This is a genomic window from Streptomyces sp. S.PNR 29 (assembly GCF_030386795.1).
Taxonomy (GTDB): Bacteria; Actinomycetota; Actinomycetes; order Streptomycetales; family Streptomycetaceae; genus Streptomyces.
This window is the reverse complement of record NZ_JANUQM010000008.1, coordinates 299,189-316,639: the sequence shown is the minus strand read 5'-3', so window position 1 is coordinate 316,639 and position 17,451 is coordinate 299,189. Positions and strand designations below refer to the sequence as shown.

Here is a 17,451-nt window from a genome sequence, read left to right as displayed (position 1 = left end):
ACCGTTCGGCCACTTCCTGACGCCGCCCGTCGGGCCTGCTCGGTGGCACCGTCCATGGACGTACCTCACCGGGCTCACCGGCATCGCGGCAGCCGAATTCCGGTCGTACGACGTCACCGGGTCGCCAGGGCGCGAGTGCCGACGACGGTCAGTGCGGCGGTCAGCAGGGTCAGCGCGGCCGTCTGCCCCAGGGCGCCGCCCACGTACACCGCCGGGACGGGTACGTCGAGCCAGGGGACGAGTGCGGTGATGCGTGCCACCAGGACCAGCAGGCCGAGCCCGGCCAGGGCGAGTGCGCCGGAAGCGCTGGTCCGGTCCGTGCGCCGGGCACCCCACAGCAGCCAGGCGAGCGAGCCCGCAAGGAAGAACGTGGCCGGGGCCCACACCGCGTCGACCGCGCCGGGCAGCAGCACGATCGAGGCTCCCATCACCACACAGCTCGCCATGAGGACGATGCCGGGGGATCCCACGGGCAGGGACGCCGGAGGGGCGTCGCGGTGGTGGGCCGCGCAGAGCGCGAGGGCCGACAGCCAGGCAAGGAGCGCGGACGCGGTGGCGTAGGCGGGCTCCGGCGGGACCGTTTCGCTCACCAGCGGTCCGACGAGCGGCCAGAGCGTGGGCAGCGCTGCCAGCAGCACGGACACCCGGGCCAGGCGCCGGCGGTCGTGCAGGAGGGCGATGTAGCCGACCGTCCACAGCAGCGGGAGCGTCCACTCGGCGGCCTGGACGGCCGTGGACCACGGACCATGGGCGGTGAAGTCGGACACGAACATGTCCCACCGGGCGGGACCACCGGTCGACGCCCAGGTCAGGGACAGCACACGGTCGACGAGCGCGGATCCGGCCTGCAGCAGCACGGCGAACAGCGCGAAGAGGCGGACGGCCGACCCGAGCACGGCGTAGGGCCGGGGCGCCTGCACCGTACCGAGCCTGCTGCGCAGCGCCAGGGCGGCGATGCTCGCCACCTCGCCCACGGTGGGCCGGCTCTGGTCCTGGGTCTCCTGGTCGACGTCCCACAGGTACGTCTCGACCATCTCCTCCTCCCGCGCCCGGCGGTAGTACGCGGGGAGCAGTCGCAGCACGGCGCGGTAGCGCGTCTCCAGCAGCGTCGTCATGCGAGACCTCCGGCGAGTCCGGGTCCGGTGGCGGGCGGTGCGGTGCGACGGCCCCGTGCGATCCGTTTCTGCGCGGCGTCGGCCCCGGCCGCCATCCGTTCGGCCTCCGCGGTGAGGGCCTGGAGCCCCTCGTCGGTGAGGCGGTAGTAGCGCCTGAGGCGGCCCTGCTGCACTTCCTCGCGGTCCAGAACGATCAGTCCGTCGGCGGTGAGCCGGTCGAGCACGCCGTACAGCGTGCCCACCCGCAACCGCACCGCGCCTTCGGACAGCTCCTCGACCTCCCGCAGGATCCCGTAGCCGTGCCGCGGTTCGTCGGCCAGGGCGGTCAGGACGAAGAACGCCGCCTGTGTCATGTTCCTCGATGCCATGGAGACAGAATATATCGGCGGCCGATATATTCCAGGAGGCTGGACACGGTGAGGGCACGCAGACGGGGCATACGCGAGGGGCGTGAGCCCACCGGACCCACGCCCCTCGCCTCTGTTGCGGCTCAGACCTCCAGATCGGCCTCGATCCTGCGCAGTTGGTGGCGGGCCATCGCCAGGTTGGCCCGGGACGCGTCGAGGACGAGGTACAGGAACAGCCCACTGCCCCCGCGCCCCTTGATGAGGCGGATCAGGTGGTACTGGGTGTTCAGGGTGATGAGGATGTCCTCGATCTCCTCCTTCAGACCGAGGTGTTCCATCGTGCGCAGCTTGGACCGCACGACGTCGGTGTTGCCGGCGGCGGCGACTTCCAGGTTGAAGTCCTTGCTGCCGCCGAGCGTTCCGAGGGCCATGCCGCTCGTGTAGTCGACGAGTGCGGCAGCTGTCGCTCCGTCGATGGAGCTCAGGCATTCCTTCAGCGAGGTCTCCAGGTTGGCCATGCGTCGGTTCCTTTCCGTCGGTGATGGTGGCGGTGATGGTGGGCCAGGTCTGTCAGCGGTGGCCCCCGGGCTGGGGACGCTGCGGCGTGCGCACCGGCAGGGTGCCGATCGGGCGGGCCGCGTCCGCGGGTGTCGTCGTGCGGGGTTCGGGCGTCCTGGGCGGGTCGCCGTGACGGTTCCGGCCCAGGCCGACGTGGGTGGCCACCAGGTCCGCGATCCGCGCACCGCTGCGCCGGCCCTCCAGGTGCAGGCGGCCCACGTTGACGCGGCCGTCGGCGAGCAGGGTGAGCACGGCGGTCGGTCCGGCCGCGTAGGTGGCGACGTACCCCTCGGTCCCGCGCATCAGCAGCTCACGGAACTCGCCGCGCGCGGCGGCGTCGGCCATGCGGTGGGCGACGCCGAGGGCGGCTGCGGTGAGCGCCGCGAGCCCCTCCGGTTCGGTCTCCGGCACGTCGTGCGCCAGGACGAGCCCGTCGACGGTGGCCGCGAGCGAGCCCGTCAACCGGGGGATGCGGGTGCGCAGTCGATGCAGTTCGTCGAGGACGTCCGTCTCGACGGCCATGAGCAGTCTCCTTTCGGCACGCTGTCGACGCGCGCGGATCACAGGGCCTCCAAGGCGTCTCGAAGCCGTCGCAGCAGAGCCGTGTCGGGATCGTCCCCGGCCACCGCGTACCGGCCCCCGCTCGGTTCGGCCGGCGCGGGGCTGTGCGGGGCGGGGACGACGAGACCGTCGGCGGCCAGGCGGCGCAGTTCGACGAGGGTGTGGTACGTACGGCAGGCCAGTGCCGCGGCGATCTCGGCGGCGGTGCGGACGCCGTCGACCTGGGCCAGCGTCCGGCTCCGCCTCAGCGGCAGGTCGGCGGAGCCGGCATCGGATACGCGCGCGAGGGGGACGAGGTCGATGTCGGGTTCGGGCCATATGCGGTGCAGCAGTTCACGGCGGCGCGTCGACTCGCGGACGACGGTGTCCACCGATACGGGACGGACCACGCCGAGCCAGTGCGCGGCCCCCGGCCGGAAGCGGCGTACGGGGCCGTCATGGGCGAGGACGAAGTAAGCGGCGTCGAACAGGGCACCCAGGTGGCACAGCTCCAGCGCTCCTGCGGCGAGACGCCCGCTGTCCACGAGCCGGCGGCCCACCAGGTGCTGCGCCCCGGCCCGGTCGACCGCCTCCCACCAGCCGTCCGGGGCCACGGCACCGCTCCCGGTGAGCAGGATCCCGACGTCGGGGGTGAAGGCGGACTCGACGTGCACGACACGGCCCGCCGAGAGGTAGATGACGCCTCGCTCGCTGGAGAGGGCACCGGTCGCCCGTTCGGCGGCGAGCGCGCCGAGGGAGGCCGAGGTCGTTTCGTACGTTCTCGGAGCCGTCGTCATCCCAGCACCAGTCGATCCGCCATCTCGGCCAGCCGTATGCGGGCCAGGGCCAGGTTTCCGTCGTGGCGGTCCAGCCACAGGTGCAGGAACACCGTGCTGTCGAAGGCGGTGCCGATGAACCTCAGCAGGTGGTACGAGTCCGCGTTGGTGATGATCACGTCCTGGACGGGCGGCTCCTTGCCCGACGCCGCGCCGCCCTCGGCGGGCGCCAGGGCGTTGCTCTCGGCGGCGAGCCGGGCGAGTTCCGCGGTCTCGGCCGCGGTCGCCTCCGCGTCGCCGCCCGGTGCGTCGCCCACCGCTCCCAGAGTGAGTCCGCTGATCCAGTCGACCAGCGACGCGCCCCGAGCGCCGGGCAGTCGCATGGCTTCGAGCAGACTCTCGTCGATTCCGGGCACGCCGGATCCCCTCCCCTTGCACGGGTGCGCCGCGAACGTGACATCGAGACTACGGAAAGTGCTCGACCCAGGTGAGGGCTTTGGCATTTTCCAGTGGAACTTGCACGCGGGTACTTATGACCGTGATATGGGGGCGGCGACGAGGGGTCCGGGCACGGGAACGCGGACAGGGCCGGCCCCGATGCGGATGGTGGGCCTGCCCTGCCCGCGCCCGCCCATTGTCATGACATCCCGCCGACCGCACCATGGGTGAACGGTGACCGCCTCGCGTGATTCCCGCACACCCCGTGCGTGGTCCTGGCCCACCGGGCTACCCGGTGCCCATGACCCGACTGCACCTCCCCCACCGCGGAAAGCACGCTCCCCGCCAGGACGAAGGCCGACCGTCCGATGAAGAGGCCCGGGAACAGCACGTGGAGCGGACGCGGGACGAGACGGAACCGGAGTTCGGTCCGGACGCCGCGACGGAACGTGCGGCTCCCGAGTCGCCCACCGAGCTGCCGAAGCGTTCCTGGCTGGCGCTGTCGCGCCGTGTGCTGTCCGAGTTCAAGGACGACGAGCTGACCGACCGCGCCGCCGCGCTGACCTACTACGGCGTGCTGTCGCTGTTCCCGGCGTTGCTGGTGCTGGTCTCCCTGCTCGGGGTGGCCGGCCGGTCCGCCACCGATCAGGTCCTCGACAACCTCCAGCAGCTCGCGCCCGGCTCCGCGCGGGACATCATCTCCAGCGCGGTGCGGCAACTGCAGAACAACGCCGGTCTCGGCTCCCTGCTGGCGATCGTCGGCCTGGTGGCCGCCGTATGGTCCGCGTCCGGCTATGTGGCCGCCTTCATCCGCACGGCGAACGCGGTGTACGACGTCGCCGAGGGGCGCCCGATCTGGAAGGTGCTGCCGCTCCGGGTGGCCCTGACCGTGGTGCTGCTGTTGCTGGCCGTGGTGAGCGCGCTCATCGTGGTGTTCACCGGCAGCCTGGCCGAGGAGGCGGGCGACGTCCTGGGCCTCGGCGACACCGCGCTGACGGTGTGGTCGATCGCCAAGTGGCCGGTGCTGGCCCTGCTCGTCACGACCATGATCGCGATCCTGTACTGGGCCACCCCGAACGCCCGGGTCCGGGGCTTCAGGTGGATCACTCCCGGCAGTCTTCTCGCCCTGGTGATCTGGTTGGTCGCCTCCGCCGGGTTCGCCTTCTACGTGGCGAACTTCGGCTCGTACAACAAGACCTACGGAACCCTGGCCGGCGTGATCATTTTCCTGGTCTGGCTGTGGGTGACCAACATCGCCATCCTTCTCGGCCTGGAGTTCGACGCAGAGCTGTCCCGGCAGCGCGTCATGGCCGCCGGCTATCCGCCCGACAGCGAGCCGTACGTCGAGCCCCGCGACACCCGCGCCTGGGACGACCAGGACCGACGGCGGGCGGCGCCGGACGAATGAGCCGGTCATGGCGCCGCCACCGGTGGGTACGCGGACGCCATGACTGACAAGACCCCCGACCCACAGGACAAGGCACGGGCGGCCGAGCAGGCCGAGGAGGAGCGTGCGAAGGCCCGCCCCTTCAGCTACCGCCATGAGGAGCGGCGTGCCGGAGTGCGCGCCACCCGGCACATCAGCCGTGAGCAGGCCGACGCGGACAGCGTCCCCGGTGTGCCGGGCGGCTACGGCACCACCGGTGGCGGCCAGGCCGGCGGCCGGAGCACGCCCCGCCCGGGCGAGGACGCGGCCGACGAGTCCGGGGTGACGGACATCGTCACGGGCCGCGAGGCGCACCCCGACAGGGAGGGTGAGCAGGGGTAGGAATCGCCGACGGCAGTGCCCATGGTGCGCGGTGACACGGAAAGACCCCCGGTTGATCTCCGTTGACCTGGGGCGACGATACTGGCATCCGCACGTGCCCCCGCTCACAGATGGACTCATGCCGACCTCCTCCACCGACCGCCCCACCACTCCCGCCACCGTCTGGCTGGCCCGCGGCCGCCACCTCGGATCCGCCGCGGAGGACGCCGTCCGGCGCACCCTCCGACAGCTCAAGGACAGCCAGGTCATCGACGACTTCCTGGAGCCGCCGGAGGCCGAGGACGCCGCGGGGCCGGTCTTCGAAGCCCGCTGGAAGGTGCCCGAGGAGGTGACGGTCCGCGCCCGGCTGACGCTGACGCACGCCTCTGGCGGCGGGCAGGAGTGGACCCTGGTGGCCGAGGCGGAGCGGCCCTGGAGCCTTGAGTGGCCCTCACCGGCCGCCGTGTTCTGGCCCCGGGATCCGGACAGCACCTGGGACCGCGACATCGCCACGGGCCTGCGCTTCCGGGGCATCAACCGCCTGCCCGAGGACGACAAGGACGTGCGGCGGGTGCTCAGGAACGCCGTACGCAGCCCGTGGAACATCCACATCGTCGTCCACGAGGCGATGACACCCGACCACCGGGGCCGCGTACCGCTGGCGGAGCATCTGCCGCCGGGGCTGCGGCACCGGGTCGTGGAGCACCGGGCCGCGCCGCACCAGCTGCGGGTCGTGAACTGGGCGCTGCGGGACGTGGACGTGGAGGTGCCGCGCGGCGGCGCGGTGGTGCTGCCCGGGACGCCGGTGCCGTCCGGCTACGACGCCCAGGACTTCTCCGTACGCACCGTCTTCCTGGACGGCTCGGAGCCGTCCGAGCTGATCGCGGCGGTGACGGGGTTCGCCGCCCTGACGCGGCCGCTGCCGGAGGAAGGCGACAGGGCGCTGACGGCACTGCGGGAGGAGTGGCGTCTGCTCACGCTGGAGGAGGAACTGGCCCGCGCGCGTGAGCTCGTGACGATGTACCGCGAGGCGCTGGAGGCCATGACGAAGTCCCGGGACCTGTACCGGGAGGCGGCCGAGCGCGCCAACGAGGCACTGGCCGCCTACCGCGAGTCCGCCGCGGCCGCACCCGTGCCGCAGCAGCCCGACCCGGAGACCGGCTCCCCGCTGCGGCAGCTGACGCGGAGACTGGAGAAGCTCGTGGACAACGCCAAGGCACTGCGTCCGGCACCCGTCAGGGGAGACGGCACATCCGGGGAGGACAGCCGCGAGGTCCGCGACGCCTAGGACCACGTACCTCAGCGGCGGGCCAGCGCCAGCACACTCAGACCGAACATCAGGACCCCCAGGGGGAGATGGACCGACGGGACGTGCGCGATGCCCAGCACGACCTGGACCGAGGCGAGTACGAGGAATCCTGACGCGTGCCAGACAGGCCGGGGGGAGCCGCCGCCCGGCTTCCACGCCAGCACCGCCGCGAGCACGTACAGCATCGACGCCCCGTACATCACACGGGCTCCGACACTGTGCAGCGTCTCTCCGTAGGCCGAGGTCAGCAGCAGTCCGGCGGAGACCGCCTGAAGGAAGATGGTCAAGGTCTGCAGGCCGATCGCGATCTGCAGGAACGAGGAGCCGCGTCGTGCGTTCGCCGTCACCTGAGTGGCCATGTCACAGTCCCCTTTTCCGCCCTCGGGCAGTAAGTAGATCGATAAGGTCTCATCAGCCCGACGACGCGGGCCTGCGAAAGGTAAGGCGAGGGGGCGGCCAAGTATGGGGACTGCCGGGACCGACGCAGACGAGATAGTCGGCGAGCGACGCCAACTGATCAATGTCGCCTACCGGTTGCTCGGTTCGGTGTCCGAGGCCGAGGACGCCGTCCAGGATGCCTACGCACGCTGGTACGGGCTGCCGCGAAGCCGGCAGGAGGAGGTCCTGTCCCCCGGCGCCTGGCTGACGACCGTGACCAGCCGCATCTGCCTGGACCTGCTCGGCTCGGCGCGGGCCCGCCGTGAACGCTATGTCGGCGCGTGGCTGCCCGAGCCGCTGCCCGACCGGACCGAGTGGGACCACGCGGGCGGCGCCGGCCCCACCGGTCCCGCGGACCCGGCCGACCAGATCGTTCTGGACGAGTCGGTGACCATGGCCTTCCTCGTCGTCCTGGAGTCGATGACACCCGCCGAGCGGGTGGCGTTCGTCCTGCACGACGTCTTCCGGTACCCGTTCGCCGAGATCGCCGATGTTCTCGGCCGCACCCCTGCCGCCTGCAAGCAGCTGGCGGCCTCCGCCCGGCGGCGGGTGAGCGTCACGCGCGCTCCGGTGACGGCGACCGGCCAGGCCGACGTGGTGCGGCACGTGAAAGAGGCATGGGAGACCAAGGACATCGCAGCCCTCGTCGGTCTGCTCGACCCGGCTGCCGTGATGACCGCCGACGGCGGCGGCATGGTCGGCACCGTCCTGCGCCCGGTCGAGGGCGGCGCGCGCATCGCCCAGTACATGGTCGCCATCGCCGACAAGGCTCCGGGGCTCGAACTCCTGGAGCGGTCGGTCAACGGTGTGCCGGGCCTGGTGGCCCAGCGTGCCGGCGTCGTCGTGACCGTAGCCTCGTTCGACGTCTCCGGCGGGCGCGTCGCCCGGATCTGGGCGGTCCGCAACCCGGAGAAGCTGCGGCCGTGGGCGCGGAAGGACTAAGGCCTCGCTTTTCAGAGCGCCCAGTCGGGCCTCGGTCCCCCAGTACCGCGTCCGGGTGGCGACGGGAGTTCGGAAGCTCCCCGGTCTCCGCGCTCCCCCGGGTGCCGGAGCTCCTTCTCCAGCAACGTGAAGGACTTCGGCGCCGCACCCGGCTGTGGTTTGCCCTCCTTGAGCCCGACGACGCGGTAACCGGCCTTCCGGTAGTAGGCGTTGAGCTGAGCGTTACCGGCCAGGCAGTCCAGGCGCACAGCCGTCCGTCCCACCGCAGCCACTCGGCGTTCCGCGGCCCTCAGCAGCAGCCGCCCCGTCCCTGGCGCGGCGGTGCTCCGGTCCACCATGAGCCGGTGCACGTACCCGGCCACGGGCGGCTGCGGACCCCAGGCCGCCTCGTCCTCCCACCACAGCTCCCAGGCGCCGGCGATGTGCCCGCCGGCCTCCGCGAGCCAGACCTCGCCATGCGCCATGACCCGGCGGAAGTGGCCCTCGTCCAGCTCCCCCGGCCGCCACTGCCCGGTGATGCCGTGGGCCAGCATCCAGCGGGCGGCGGCGTCGCGGAGGCGGACGAGGGTGGCCAGATCGGCCTCAGCGGCCGGGCGGACACGTAGATCGTTCACCCGGGGATCCTCGCACATCCGTCCGATGACGGTCTCCGCCGGAAACCTGCTGTTGCTCGCACACGGTGGTCGACAGGCCACCGCTTCCCGATCCAGGACGGGCTCTAGCTGAAGAGCGGGAAGCGCTCCGCGTCGGTGCCCAGGGCATGGCGTTCGGACTCCGTGAGCGGGGCCCGGCCGGTGGCGGCGCGGGCGTACTGCTCGTCGCTCCAGTCCACCGGAACGGGGCGGCCCAGCAGGCCGTCCAGGGTGGCGCGGACCGCGGTCAGGCCACTGGGTGACGGTCCGGGCGCGGCCGGGAGCCGCAGGGTCATGTCGAGGTGGTGGACGGTGGCCTCGACGGCGAGGGTGGTCATGAGGTCGCCGGCGGTCAGGGTGTGGCCCTGGGTGGCGACGCGGTGGTCCGGCGCTGCCGCGGCGGCGGCCCTCACGGTGGCCGCCGCGGTCTCCAGGTACAGCTCCCGCAGCGGCCCGAAGTCGAGGAACATGCTCGCGCAGACCCGTACCCAGCGCCGGCCGTTCGCCGCGCCGGCCGCGTCGGGCCGCCAGTCCTCCCAGTAGGTCACGGCGTCCCGGTCGGTCGGGCCGTCGGCAGGGGTGTGCAGGGCGACCAGCGCCCGCTGGGCGTCGGCGAGGCAGTGGAAGACCAGATCGCGCACGGCCCAGCCGGCGCAGCCGGTCGGCTGCCAGGACTCCTCGTCGCCGAGAGGGCGTACGACGGCGGCGAGGGCCTCGTAGGAGTCGCGCAGCGGCTGGACCGGATCGGTGTGGTACTGCCATCCCATGGTCATGGCGGCAGCCTAGGCAAGGGCCCCGGAAGGGGGCACCCCACGTGTCAGTCGACGCAACCTGGATACGCGGTGGGCACAGCAGAACGGCCCGTCCCGGAAGGTCATTCCCGTCATGGACAGCCATCACCACTCGGACACCACGCTCCGGGTCAACGGCAAGCCGCGCACTCTCACCGTCGACAACCGGCGCGTCCTGCTGGACGTGCTGCGTGAGGACCTCGGCCTCACGGGCGCCAAGAAGGGCTGTGATCATGGGCAGTGCGGTGCCTGCACGGTTCTGGTGGACGGACGGCGCGTCAACAGCTGTCTGCTGTTAGCGGTGACGCTGGACGGCTGCGAGGTCACCACCGTCGAGGGGCTCGCCGGTGACGGGGAGGAACTGCATCCGCTGCAGCGGGCGTTCCTGGAGCGCGACGCCTTCCAGTGCGGGTACTGCACGCCGGGCCAGATCTGCTCGGCGGTCGGCGCACTCGCCGAGGCCGCGGCCGGCCACCCCTCGCACGTCACCGACCCCGCGGCGCCCTCGGGCGAGCCGATGCCGCTGGACCGGGAGGAGATCCGGGAGCGGCTGAGCGGCAACCTGTGCCGCTGCGGGGCGTATCCGCGGATCGCGGAGGCGGTGGAGGACGTGATCCCGTGAAGCCCTTCGCCTATGTCCGGGCCGGGACCGTCGAGGAGGCCGCCGAGGCGTACGCCTCCCGGCCCGGCGCCCGCTATCTGGGGGGCGGCACCAACCTCGTCGACCTGATGAAGCTCGGCGTCGAGAAGCCCGCCGCCCTCATCGACGTCACCCGGCTCCCGCTCGACGCGGTGGAGGAGCTGCCCGACGGTTCGCTGCGGATCGGGGCCCTGGTCCGCAACAGCGACCTGGCGGCCCATCCGGTCGTACGGGACCGGTACCCCGCGCTGTCCCAGGCGCTGCTCGCGGGCGCCTCCGGACAGCTGCGGAACGCCGCCACGACCGGCGGGAACCTGCTGCAGCGCACTCGTTGCCCCTACTTCCAGGACCTGTCCAAGCCCTGCAACAAGCGTGCGCCGGGCACCGGTTGCGGCGCGCGGGACGGCGTCCACCGCGACCACGCGGTCCTCGGGCACTCCGCGCACTGCATCGCCACCCATCCCTCCGACATGGCGGTCGCGCTGGCCGCCCTCGACGCCCGCGTCGAGTTGTACGGCACCGAGGGCGCCCGGAGCGTCGCCGCCGCCGAGTTCCACCGGCTGCCCGGGGACCACCCCGAACGGGACACCGAGGCCCGCCCCGGCGAACTCGTCACCGGAGTGCTGTTGCCGGCCGCCACGGCCGGGCTGCCGTCGGCGTACCGCAAGGCCCGCGACCGGGCCTCGTACGCCTTCGCTCTGGCCTCCGTGGCCGCCGTGCTGCGCGTGACGGACGGGGTCGTGGACCGGGCCGGGATCGCGTTCGGGGCGCTGGCGCACCGGCCCTGGCGGGCGCGGCGGGCCGAGGGCGCGCTGCTGGGCGCGGCTCCCACCGAGGCGGCCTTCGAGCACGCCGTCGACCTGGAGCTCTCCGCCGCGCAACCCCTGCGGGACAACACGTACAAGGTGCCGCTCGCCCGTCGGCTCGCCCTGGACGTACTGACCCGGATCGCGTCCGGTACGGCGTCCACGAGGAGGACTTGATGACCGTCACCCACACCGCCGTGGGCGCTCCGGCCGAGCGCCGGGAAGGGCGGGAGAAGGTCACCGGCACGGCCCGCTACGCCGCCGAGTACCACTCCCCCGGCCGCGCCCACGCCTGGCCCGTACCGGCCGCCGTGGCCCGCGGCCGGGTGACCGACGTCGGCACCGCGTCCGCCCTCGCCGTGCCCGGTGTGCTCGCCGTGCTCACCCATGAGAACGCGCCGCGGCTCACCGAGCCGGACGACCCCACGCTCGCGGTGCTGCAGGACGCACGCGTGCCGCACCGGGGCTGGTTCGTGGCCCTGGTGGTGGCCGAGACCCTGGAAGCGGCCCGGGCCGGTGCCGCCGCCGTCCACGTCGCGTACGACGTGGAGGAGCACGACGTGACGCTGACGCCTTCGCACCCCGACGCGTACGTGCCCGAGCAGGCCAACGGCGGCTATCCGGCCAGCCGTGAACACGGCGATCCCGACGGCGCCTTCGACTCCTCGGCGGCCCGGGTGGACGTCGCGTACGAGGTTCCGCCGCTGCACAACCACCCCATGGAGCCGCACGCCAGCACCGCCCGCTGGGACGACGACCGGCTCACGGTGCACACCTCCAGTCAGGGCACGACCGTCGTACGGGCCGTGCTCGCCGGGATGTTCGGGATACCGGAGGACCGGGTGAGCGTCGTCGCCGAGCACGTCGGCGGCGGTTTCGGGTCCAAGGGCACGCCCCGCCCCGATGTGGTGCTCGCCGCGATGGCGGCGCGGCACACGGGCCGGGCGGTCACCCTGGCGCTGCCCCGCCGGTACCTGCCCGCCGTCGTCGGGCACCGCGCTCCCACCCTGCACCGGCTCCGCCTCGGCGCCGATGCCGACGGTCGCCTCACGTCCCTGGTCCACGAGGTCATGACCCACACCTCCCGTGTCACGGAGTTCGTGGAGCAGGCCGCGACGCCCGCGCGCGTGATGTACGCCGCGCCACACAGCCGTACCGTCCACCGCGTGACGGCGCTGGACGTGCCCTCACCGTCCTGGATGCGCGCACCCGGCGAGGCACCCGGCATGTACGCGCTGGAGTCCGCCATGGACGAACTCGCCGGCGAACTCGGCATGGACCCGGTGGAACTGCGGATCCGCAACGAGCCGGACACCGAGCCCGACAGCGGCAAGCCCTTCAGCAGCCGGCATCTCGTCGAGTGTCTGCGCGAGGGCGCCCGCCGGTTCGACTGGTCCCGGCGCGATCCCCGGCCGCGCTCGTCGGGCTCCGCCGGTCCGCTGCTGGTGGGGACGGGGGTGGCCGCCGCCACCTATCCCTTCATGGCGTGACCTTCCACGGCCACGGCGATCGCACTGCCCGACGGGACCTTCCTGGTACGCGTCAACGCCACCGACATCGGCACCGGGGCCCGCACGGTCCTCGCGCAGATCGCCGCCGACGTCCTCGGCGCTCCGCTGGAGCGGGTCCGGATCGAGGTGGGCAGCAGCGACCTGCCGTCCGCTTCGCTGGCCGGAGGCTCCTCCGGCACCGCCTCCTGGGGCTGGGCGGTCCACCAGGCGTGCACCCGGCTGGCGGAACGCCTCTCCGGCCATACGGGGCCGCTGCCCGAGGAGGGCGTCGAGGCCCGTGGCGACACCGCCGGAGTGGCCGACGCCGACAGCCCCTGGGCGCGGCACGCGTTCGGGGCGCACTTCGCCGAGGTCGCGGTCGACACGGTCACCGGCGAGGTCCGCGTCCGGCGTCTGCTCGGGGTGTACGCCGCGGGCCGCATCCTCAACGCCCGCACCGCACGCTCCCAGTTCGTCGGCGGCATGACGATGGGCCTGGGCATGGCGCTGACCGAGGGCAGCACCATGGACGCGGCGTTCGGCGACTTCACCGAGTCCGATCTGGCGTCGTATCACGTGCCCGCGCACGCCGACGTTCCCGCCGTGGAGGCACACTGGGTCGACGAGGACGATCCGCATCTCAATCCCATGGGGAGCAAGGGAATCGGTGAGATCGGCATCGTCGGCACGGCGGCCGCGATCGGCAACGCCGTCCATCACGCCACCGGGGTCCGCTTCCGGGAACTCCCGCTCACCCCCGACCGGGTGCTGACCGGGCTGCTCGCACGGAGCGGGCACACGGGGACGTCAGGCAGGTGATCCGTGCGGACACCTCGGCTCGGCCCCGGGCTACGTGACGCACGGGTCAGTCGGCCGTGCGGCGCGCCCTGACCATCGGCTGTGCGGCCCAGCGCCCGTCCGACACCTGCGACGACATCCGCCCCAGCAGCGCCGCCAGCCCGATCAGCGACGCCAGGACGGCGGCCGGAGCGGCGACATAGGACGGTGCGAGCGTGATGTTCATGGCACGGGACAGCCCCAGCGACGACGTCGGGCTTTCGTACACCTTGGCCACGGCGAGCGCAGCCGGAGCCAGGACCGCCGCCGCGAGCACCGGCACGGTGTGCCGCACGGTCAGCAGCAGGGCCAGAACGAGGCAGAGCGCCGACAGCCCGAGGGCGATCCCGTAGGCCTGGAGGGGGGTGCCCTGCGGGCGCAGGGGGAAGTAGAGGACTCCGCATACGGCGAGCATCCCGACAGCGAGCCAGCCCGGCCAGGCCGGGGTTCCGTCGGCCTGCCGGGCCACACTCCCCGTGCCGGGAGACCACGTCGACGGCCACCGGATGCCGCGCACCGGACGCGTCCCGCGCGACGGGATGCCGACGGGCCCGGCCGGGCGTCCGGCCGGCTTCGGCGCCTCGGTCTCCACGAGCGCTTGCGGCGGCACCGCCTCCGGTCGGTCCGCGCGTCCGCGTCGCTCCGCGGCGAGCCGGCCGATCAGCTCCACGAGGTCCTCGACGGGCCGGCCGGTGGCGGCCGCCCGTACCGCCTCCTGCCCGCAGTGGGGTACCAGCGGTGTCCGGCGCAGCAGTTCCATCAGCCGGGTCACGTCCTCCACCGAGCGGCCCTCGGCCGCGGCGCGGATCGCCTCGTCCGCGCTGCCGGCATGGCGTGGCGGACGGGTCAGCAGGGCGACCATCCGGGTGAGGTCCTCAACGGACCGGTTCACGCCGACCGCGCGGAGCGCGTCGATGGTCGCGTCCGCGTATTCGGGTGACTGCTCCAGCATGGTGATGAGGTCGACGACCTCTTCCAGGGGCCGGTCGGCGACGGCGGCCCGCACCAGGTCGCGGACCGGGTCACCGGCCGGCGACGCGGCCTCCTTCTGGAGTGCGGACAGCTCGATCGGGTCTGTGGCCAACTCGTTCGAAACCGGTGATGAAGAGTCGGTCGTCATGGTCTGCTCCATAGAGAGGGTGCGGCCGATCCTGCGTCCCTACGTGCCACACGCGGCGTTGTGGACCATTACTAGGCGCGGGTGTGACGCCGTGCCACTCGGGTGAGCCACGGGGATGAGTACGCAGATGAGTCGTCCTCCGAACGCCATAACCGGGCCCTGACCGGGAATCGGGAAGAGGACGCGTGTGTCATGGCACCCCGGAGGAGGGCCGGTGGATTCGACCACAGCAGTGATCGTCTCGGCCGTGGTACTGGCGGCCGTTCTCCTCGCTCTGGCCATCGGGGTCCTGGTGCGGCTGGTCCGCGCCCGACGCCGACTGCGGCGCGCCGGGCTGCCGACCGGCCCACGCTGGGTTTTCTGGGGAGCCGTCCTCTACTTCGTTCTGCCGACCGACCTGTTGCCCGACCCGGTGTACCTGGACGACATAGGTGTCCTTCTCCTCGCTCTGCGCTCCGTGCACGGCTCCCTCGGCGCACGGGGGCGCACGGTGGCGCGGCAGCCGGACCACAACTCGCCCCATGACTACGCTCCGTAAGGAAACCAACCACCCGTTCGATTCGTATAAGTCTCTGGGAAGCCGAGGAAGCCGAGGAACGTCGGCGGACCGGGCGACGGCGAAGTGGGGCCGTCACCCGATCGGCTCAGCACCTACGAGGGAGAGACAATGCAGCCGTTCGTGCTCAACTACGCACGTCCCGCAGTGGAGTTGGAGGCCACCACTCCGTACGTCTATGACGCCGGGCTGCAGCTGAACGTGCTCTCGGACGGGCGGGTGGCGGCCTGCGACCACGCCCTGCTGAGAGAGCTGGGGACCACGACCTCCACCGCGGGATCGAAGACCCACTTCGACGACTGAACGCGGACAAACCGACAATGACCGTGTTGATTCTGACCTGTGAAGAAGACGTCACTGCGGACATGGTGGTCGTGCACCTGAACGCATCCGGCGTCCCCGTGGTCCGTCTCGATCCCGCCGACCTGACCGGCGGGGTCGCGCTCTCCGGCGAGTACGTCCACGGCGCCTTCCGCGGCCACCTGTCGTCCGGGGGCCGGCTGGTGAGCATCGGGGGACTGCGGGCGATCTGGGTACGCAGGCCGGGCACACCGGCCGCGCGGGCGGCCCACCCTTCCGCATGGCTGACCGAGGAGGCCTCACAGGCGCTGTACGGCATGCTCCGCGACTGCGGTGCACGCTGGATGAACGACCCCGACGCGGCCCGCCGGGCACGCCACAAGCCCTGGCAGCTCCGGCTCGCCCAGCGGTGCGGCCTGCCCGTGCCGGCCACACTGATCACGACCTTTCCGCGGGCCGCCCGGGAGTTCGCGGACCGCTACCCGGATCTGGTGGTCAAGGCCGTCTCGGGCGCGCATCCACAGGATCCGCCGAGAGCCGTGCCGACCAGCCGGGTCTCGCCGGAGGCCGATTTCTCCGCCGTCGCGTTCGGCCCCACCCTGCTGCAACGCCGGGTCGCGAAGCGGGCCGACGTCCGCCTCACCGTGGTGGGCGACCGGCTGCTGGCCGCCCGCAAGGCGATCGCACCGGACGCGGACCCGCACGAGGTGGACGTCCGCTTCGCCTCGTCGGACACGCCGTGGCACCCGGTCGACGTCCCGCCGCGCATCGCCGCGGCCGTCCGCACATACCTGCGGGATGCCCAGCTGGCGTACGGCGCCTTCGACTTCGCGGAGGACGGCGACGGGACCTGGTGGTTTCTGGAGTGCAACCAGTCGGGTCAGTTCGGCTTCGTCGAGGTGGAGACGGAGCAGCCGATCTCGCGCACCATCGCCGAGTGGCTCGCCCGCCCCGTCCCGGAGGAACCGGTGCGCGTCAACGGGACGAGCACGACGGTTCCCTGACCGCGGCGCGTGACGGTCAGGACGAACCGCAGCACCTCACCGTGCCGCCTGCGGGCACCGCTGCCGCTGCCGCTGAGGGCGACGACCGTGTCGCCCTCCTCGACGAACCGGCCGAGGAGTCGTCACCGATACGGCGCGCGTCCGCTGCGGCGGAGTCAGCTCGGGCGCGGGCCCGGCAGCATGGCGGTCCGCTGCCATCCCGCGCCCTGGGAGGGAGGGCGCTCGGCGCCGGACAGCACACCGGGAGCGAGCGGACGCATGGCGACCTCCAGTTCCCTGCTCACGCGCTCGGCCTCCCGGCGCACCTGCGTGGGTACGTCGCCGCATTCCGCGACGAGTCGGTCGTAGATGGGGGAATCCTGGAACACCCGTCAACGCGCCTTTCCTGTCGTCCGCCCCCATGCCGGGGCGCGCGTGCCGAGTCTAGGCGCCCACGCGCCCGGGCGTATGCATCACCCCCAGGGACTTGACACGGGGTCAGGCACCGGTCGTCGAGCCGGGACGGACGATCATGAGGACGGTGACGACGGCCCACAGCAGGTTGAACACGCCGGTCAGCATGGCGAGTTGTACCGTTCTGCCGTGTTCGACGGGCTGTCCGGCGGCCAGCTCTTCGAGGAGTTCGCCCTGGCGGGGCAGCACGAAGGCGACGAGGATGCCTGCGGCCGCGGTGGTCAGGGCGATGGACGTGACGAGCCATCCGCTGCCCAGGACGCCCATCGCCAGCGCGGTGGCGAGACCGAGAACGGGCACCGCCACGCCGATACCGGCGTAGACGCGGCAGATGCCGTGCAGGAGCCGGACCGTGCTCAGCGCCGCCGCGCCGGCCCCCTCCCCGCCGTGGGCCACGCGGCGCACGGCCGGCGGGAACATGCTGGCCGCGACGGTGACGGGCCCGATGGCGATGATGGCGGCCAGGACGTGGAGGGACAGCAGGATCTTGGTCATCGGGCGGGCTCCGGAGGACAGGGGCAGGGGCGGGCGGCGCGGCCATCAAGTGATCAACGCGCCGAGCCCACGCTAGGGAGCCGCAGCGTGAGCGCACAGAGGCTGAAATGACAGGTT

Annotated in this window: 21 protein-coding genes and 1 pseudogene; 10 read left to right on the top strand and 12 right to left on the bottom strand. The window is 72.5% G+C overall.

Annotation, left to right across the window (positions count from 1 at the left end; all coding sequences use genetic code 11):
* Window positions 1–113: 113 nt before the first annotated feature.
* From NW895_RS22980 to NW895_RS22955, 6 genes are all read right to left on the bottom strand, one after another.
* A complete protein-coding gene (locus tag NW895_RS22980; RefSeq protein ID WP_289937689.1) occupies window positions 114–1,115 on the bottom strand; it encodes a hypothetical protein in 1,002 nt (333 codons plus the stop codon).
* The gene (locus NW895_RS22975; protein ID WP_289937816.1) at window positions 1,112–1,468 is read right to left on the bottom strand and encodes a PadR family transcriptional regulator; all 357 of its coding nucleotides are present in this window, start codon (window positions 1,466–1,468) and stop codon (window positions 1,112–1,114) included. Before NW895_RS22975 ends, NW895_RS22980 begins: the two co-directional genes overlap by 4 nt.
* Window positions 1,469–1,605: 137 nt before the next feature.
* Window positions 1,606–1,980 carry a hypothetical protein gene (locus tag NW895_RS22970; RefSeq protein ID WP_289937688.1) on the bottom strand — a complete coding sequence of 125 codons (375 nt, stop codon included), beginning with the start codon at window positions 1,978–1,980 and terminating at the stop codon, window positions 1,606–1,608.
* Between the two features lie 52 nt (window positions 1,981–2,032).
* A complete protein-coding gene (locus NW895_RS22965; RefSeq protein WP_289937686.1) occupies window positions 2,033–2,542 on the bottom strand; it encodes a roadblock/LC7 domain-containing protein in 510 nt (169 codons plus the stop codon).
* A 38-nt stretch (window positions 2,543–2,580) separates the two neighbouring features.
* The gene (locus tag NW895_RS22960) at window positions 2,581–3,357 is read right to left on the bottom strand and encodes a hypothetical protein (protein WP_289937684.1); all 777 of its coding nucleotides are present in this window, start codon (window positions 3,355–3,357) and stop codon (window positions 2,581–2,583) included.
* Window positions 3,354–3,752: a hypothetical protein gene (locus tag NW895_RS22955; RefSeq protein ID WP_289937683.1), complete on the bottom strand. Its 399-nt coding sequence runs from the start codon at window positions 3,750–3,752 to the stop codon at window positions 3,354–3,356. Before NW895_RS22955 ends, NW895_RS22960 begins: the two co-directional genes overlap by 4 nt.
* Before the next feature lie 323 nt (window positions 3,753–4,075).
* On the opposite strand from NW895_RS22955, the gene NW895_RS22950 reads away from it, so the two are divergent.
* The 3 genes from NW895_RS22950 (at window position 4,076) to NW895_RS22940 (ending at window position 6,809) form a co-directional block, all read left to right on the top strand.
* Window positions 4,076–5,182 carry a YihY/virulence factor BrkB family protein gene (locus NW895_RS22950; RefSeq protein ID WP_289937682.1) on the top strand — a complete coding sequence of 369 codons (1,107 nt, stop codon included), beginning with the start codon at window positions 4,076–4,078 and terminating at the stop codon, window positions 5,180–5,182.
* A gap of 39 nt (window positions 5,183–5,221) precedes the next feature.
* On the top strand, window positions 5,222–5,542 hold the full coding sequence (locus NW895_RS22945) for a hypothetical protein (RefSeq protein WP_289937681.1): 321 nt from the start codon (window positions 5,222–5,224) through the stop codon (window positions 5,540–5,542).
* 118 nt (window positions 5,543–5,660) lie between these two features.
* On the top strand, window positions 5,661–6,809 hold the full coding sequence (locus NW895_RS22940) for a hypothetical protein (RefSeq protein ID WP_289937680.1): 1,149 nt from the start codon (window positions 5,661–5,663) through the stop codon (window positions 6,807–6,809).
* A gap of 11 nt (window positions 6,810–6,820) precedes the next feature.
* Here the strand turns inward: NW895_RS22940 and NW895_RS22935 are convergent, their stop codons facing one another.
* Window positions 6,821–7,189, bottom strand: coding sequence for a hypothetical protein (locus NW895_RS22935; protein WP_289937679.1), 369 nt, complete (start codon window positions 7,187–7,189; stop codon window positions 6,821–6,823).
* A 103-nt stretch (window positions 7,190–7,292) separates the two neighbouring features.
* Between NW895_RS22935 and sigJ the strand changes: the two genes are divergently transcribed.
* Entirely contained in the window at window positions 7,293–8,210 is a 918-nt protein-coding gene (sigJ, locus tag NW895_RS22930) for an RNA polymerase sigma factor SigJ (protein WP_289937678.1), read from the top strand.
* A gap of 11 nt (window positions 8,211–8,221) precedes the next feature.
* Here the strand turns inward: sigJ and NW895_RS22925 are convergent, their stop codons facing one another.
* Window positions 8,222–8,842, bottom strand: coding sequence for a GNAT family N-acetyltransferase (locus NW895_RS22925; RefSeq protein ID WP_289937677.1), 621 nt, complete (start codon window positions 8,840–8,842; stop codon window positions 8,222–8,224).
* An 86-nt stretch (window positions 8,843–8,928) separates the two neighbouring features.
* A complete protein-coding gene (locus NW895_RS22920; protein WP_289937676.1) occupies window positions 8,929–9,615 on the bottom strand; it encodes a maleylpyruvate isomerase N-terminal domain-containing protein in 687 nt (228 codons plus the stop codon).
* A gap of 112 nt (window positions 9,616–9,727) precedes the next feature.
* Here NW895_RS22920 and NW895_RS22915 point away from each other — a divergent pair, with 112 nt between their 5' ends.
* The 3 genes and pseudogenes from NW895_RS22915 to NW895_RS22905 all read left to right on the top strand — a co-directional run bounded on the left by NW895_RS22915 (window position 9,728) and on the right by NW895_RS22905 (window position 13,388).
* Window positions 9,728–10,255: a 2Fe-2S iron-sulfur cluster-binding protein gene (locus tag NW895_RS22915; RefSeq protein WP_289937675.1), complete on the top strand. Its 528-nt coding sequence runs from the start codon at window positions 9,728–9,730 to the stop codon at window positions 10,253–10,255.
* Window positions 10,252–11,256 (top strand): xanthine dehydrogenase family protein subunit M, encoded by a 1,005-nt coding sequence (locus NW895_RS22910; RefSeq protein ID WP_289937674.1) that lies wholly within the window; start codon window positions 10,252–10,254, stop codon window positions 11,254–11,256. The genes NW895_RS22915 and NW895_RS22910 overlap by 4 nt, the downstream gene beginning before the upstream one ends.
* Window positions 11,256–13,388 (top strand): annotated as a pseudogene (locus NW895_RS22905) (xanthine dehydrogenase family protein molybdopterin-binding subunit). The gene NW895_RS22910 and the pseudogene NW895_RS22905 overlap by 1 nt, the downstream one beginning before the upstream one ends.
* Window positions 13,389–13,434: 46 nt before the next feature.
* On the opposite strand, the gene NW895_RS22900 reads toward NW895_RS22905, so the two are convergent.
* A complete protein-coding gene (locus NW895_RS22900; RefSeq protein WP_289937673.1) occupies window positions 13,435–14,526 on the bottom strand; it encodes a hypothetical protein in 1,092 nt (363 codons plus the stop codon).
* 214 nt (window positions 14,527–14,740) lie between these two features.
* On the opposite strand from NW895_RS22900, the gene NW895_RS22895 reads away from it, so the two are divergent.
* From NW895_RS22895 to tgmB, 3 genes are all read left to right on the top strand, one after another.
* Window positions 14,741–15,064, top strand: a complete 324-nt coding sequence (locus NW895_RS22895; protein ID WP_289937672.1) for a YkvA family protein — start codon at window positions 14,741–14,743, stop codon at window positions 15,062–15,064.
* 129 nt (window positions 15,065–15,193) lie between these two features.
* On the top strand, window positions 15,194–15,385 hold the full coding sequence (gene tgmA, locus NW895_RS22890; RefSeq protein WP_289937671.1) for a putative ATP-grasp-modified RiPP: 192 nt from the start codon (window positions 15,194–15,196) through the stop codon (window positions 15,383–15,385).
* A gap of 17 nt (window positions 15,386–15,402) precedes the next feature.
* Window positions 15,403–16,386, top strand: coding sequence for an ATP-grasp ribosomal peptide maturase (gene tgmB / locus NW895_RS22885; protein ID WP_289937670.1), 984 nt, complete (start codon window positions 15,403–15,405; stop codon window positions 16,384–16,386).
* 155 nt (window positions 16,387–16,541) lie between these two features.
* Here tgmB and NW895_RS22880 read toward each other — a convergent pair whose 3' ends face one another.
* Both NW895_RS22880 and NW895_RS22875 read right to left on the bottom strand, forming a co-directional pair.
* The gene (locus NW895_RS22880; protein WP_289937669.1) at window positions 16,542–16,754 is read right to left on the bottom strand and encodes a hypothetical protein; all 213 of its coding nucleotides are present in this window, start codon (window positions 16,752–16,754) and stop codon (window positions 16,542–16,544) included.
* 109 nt (window positions 16,755–16,863) lie between these two features.
* On the bottom strand, window positions 16,864–17,334 hold the full coding sequence (locus NW895_RS22875; protein ID WP_289937667.1) for a hypothetical protein: 471 nt from the start codon (window positions 17,332–17,334) through the stop codon (window positions 16,864–16,866).
* Between the last annotated feature and the right edge of the window lie 117 nt (window positions 17,335–17,451).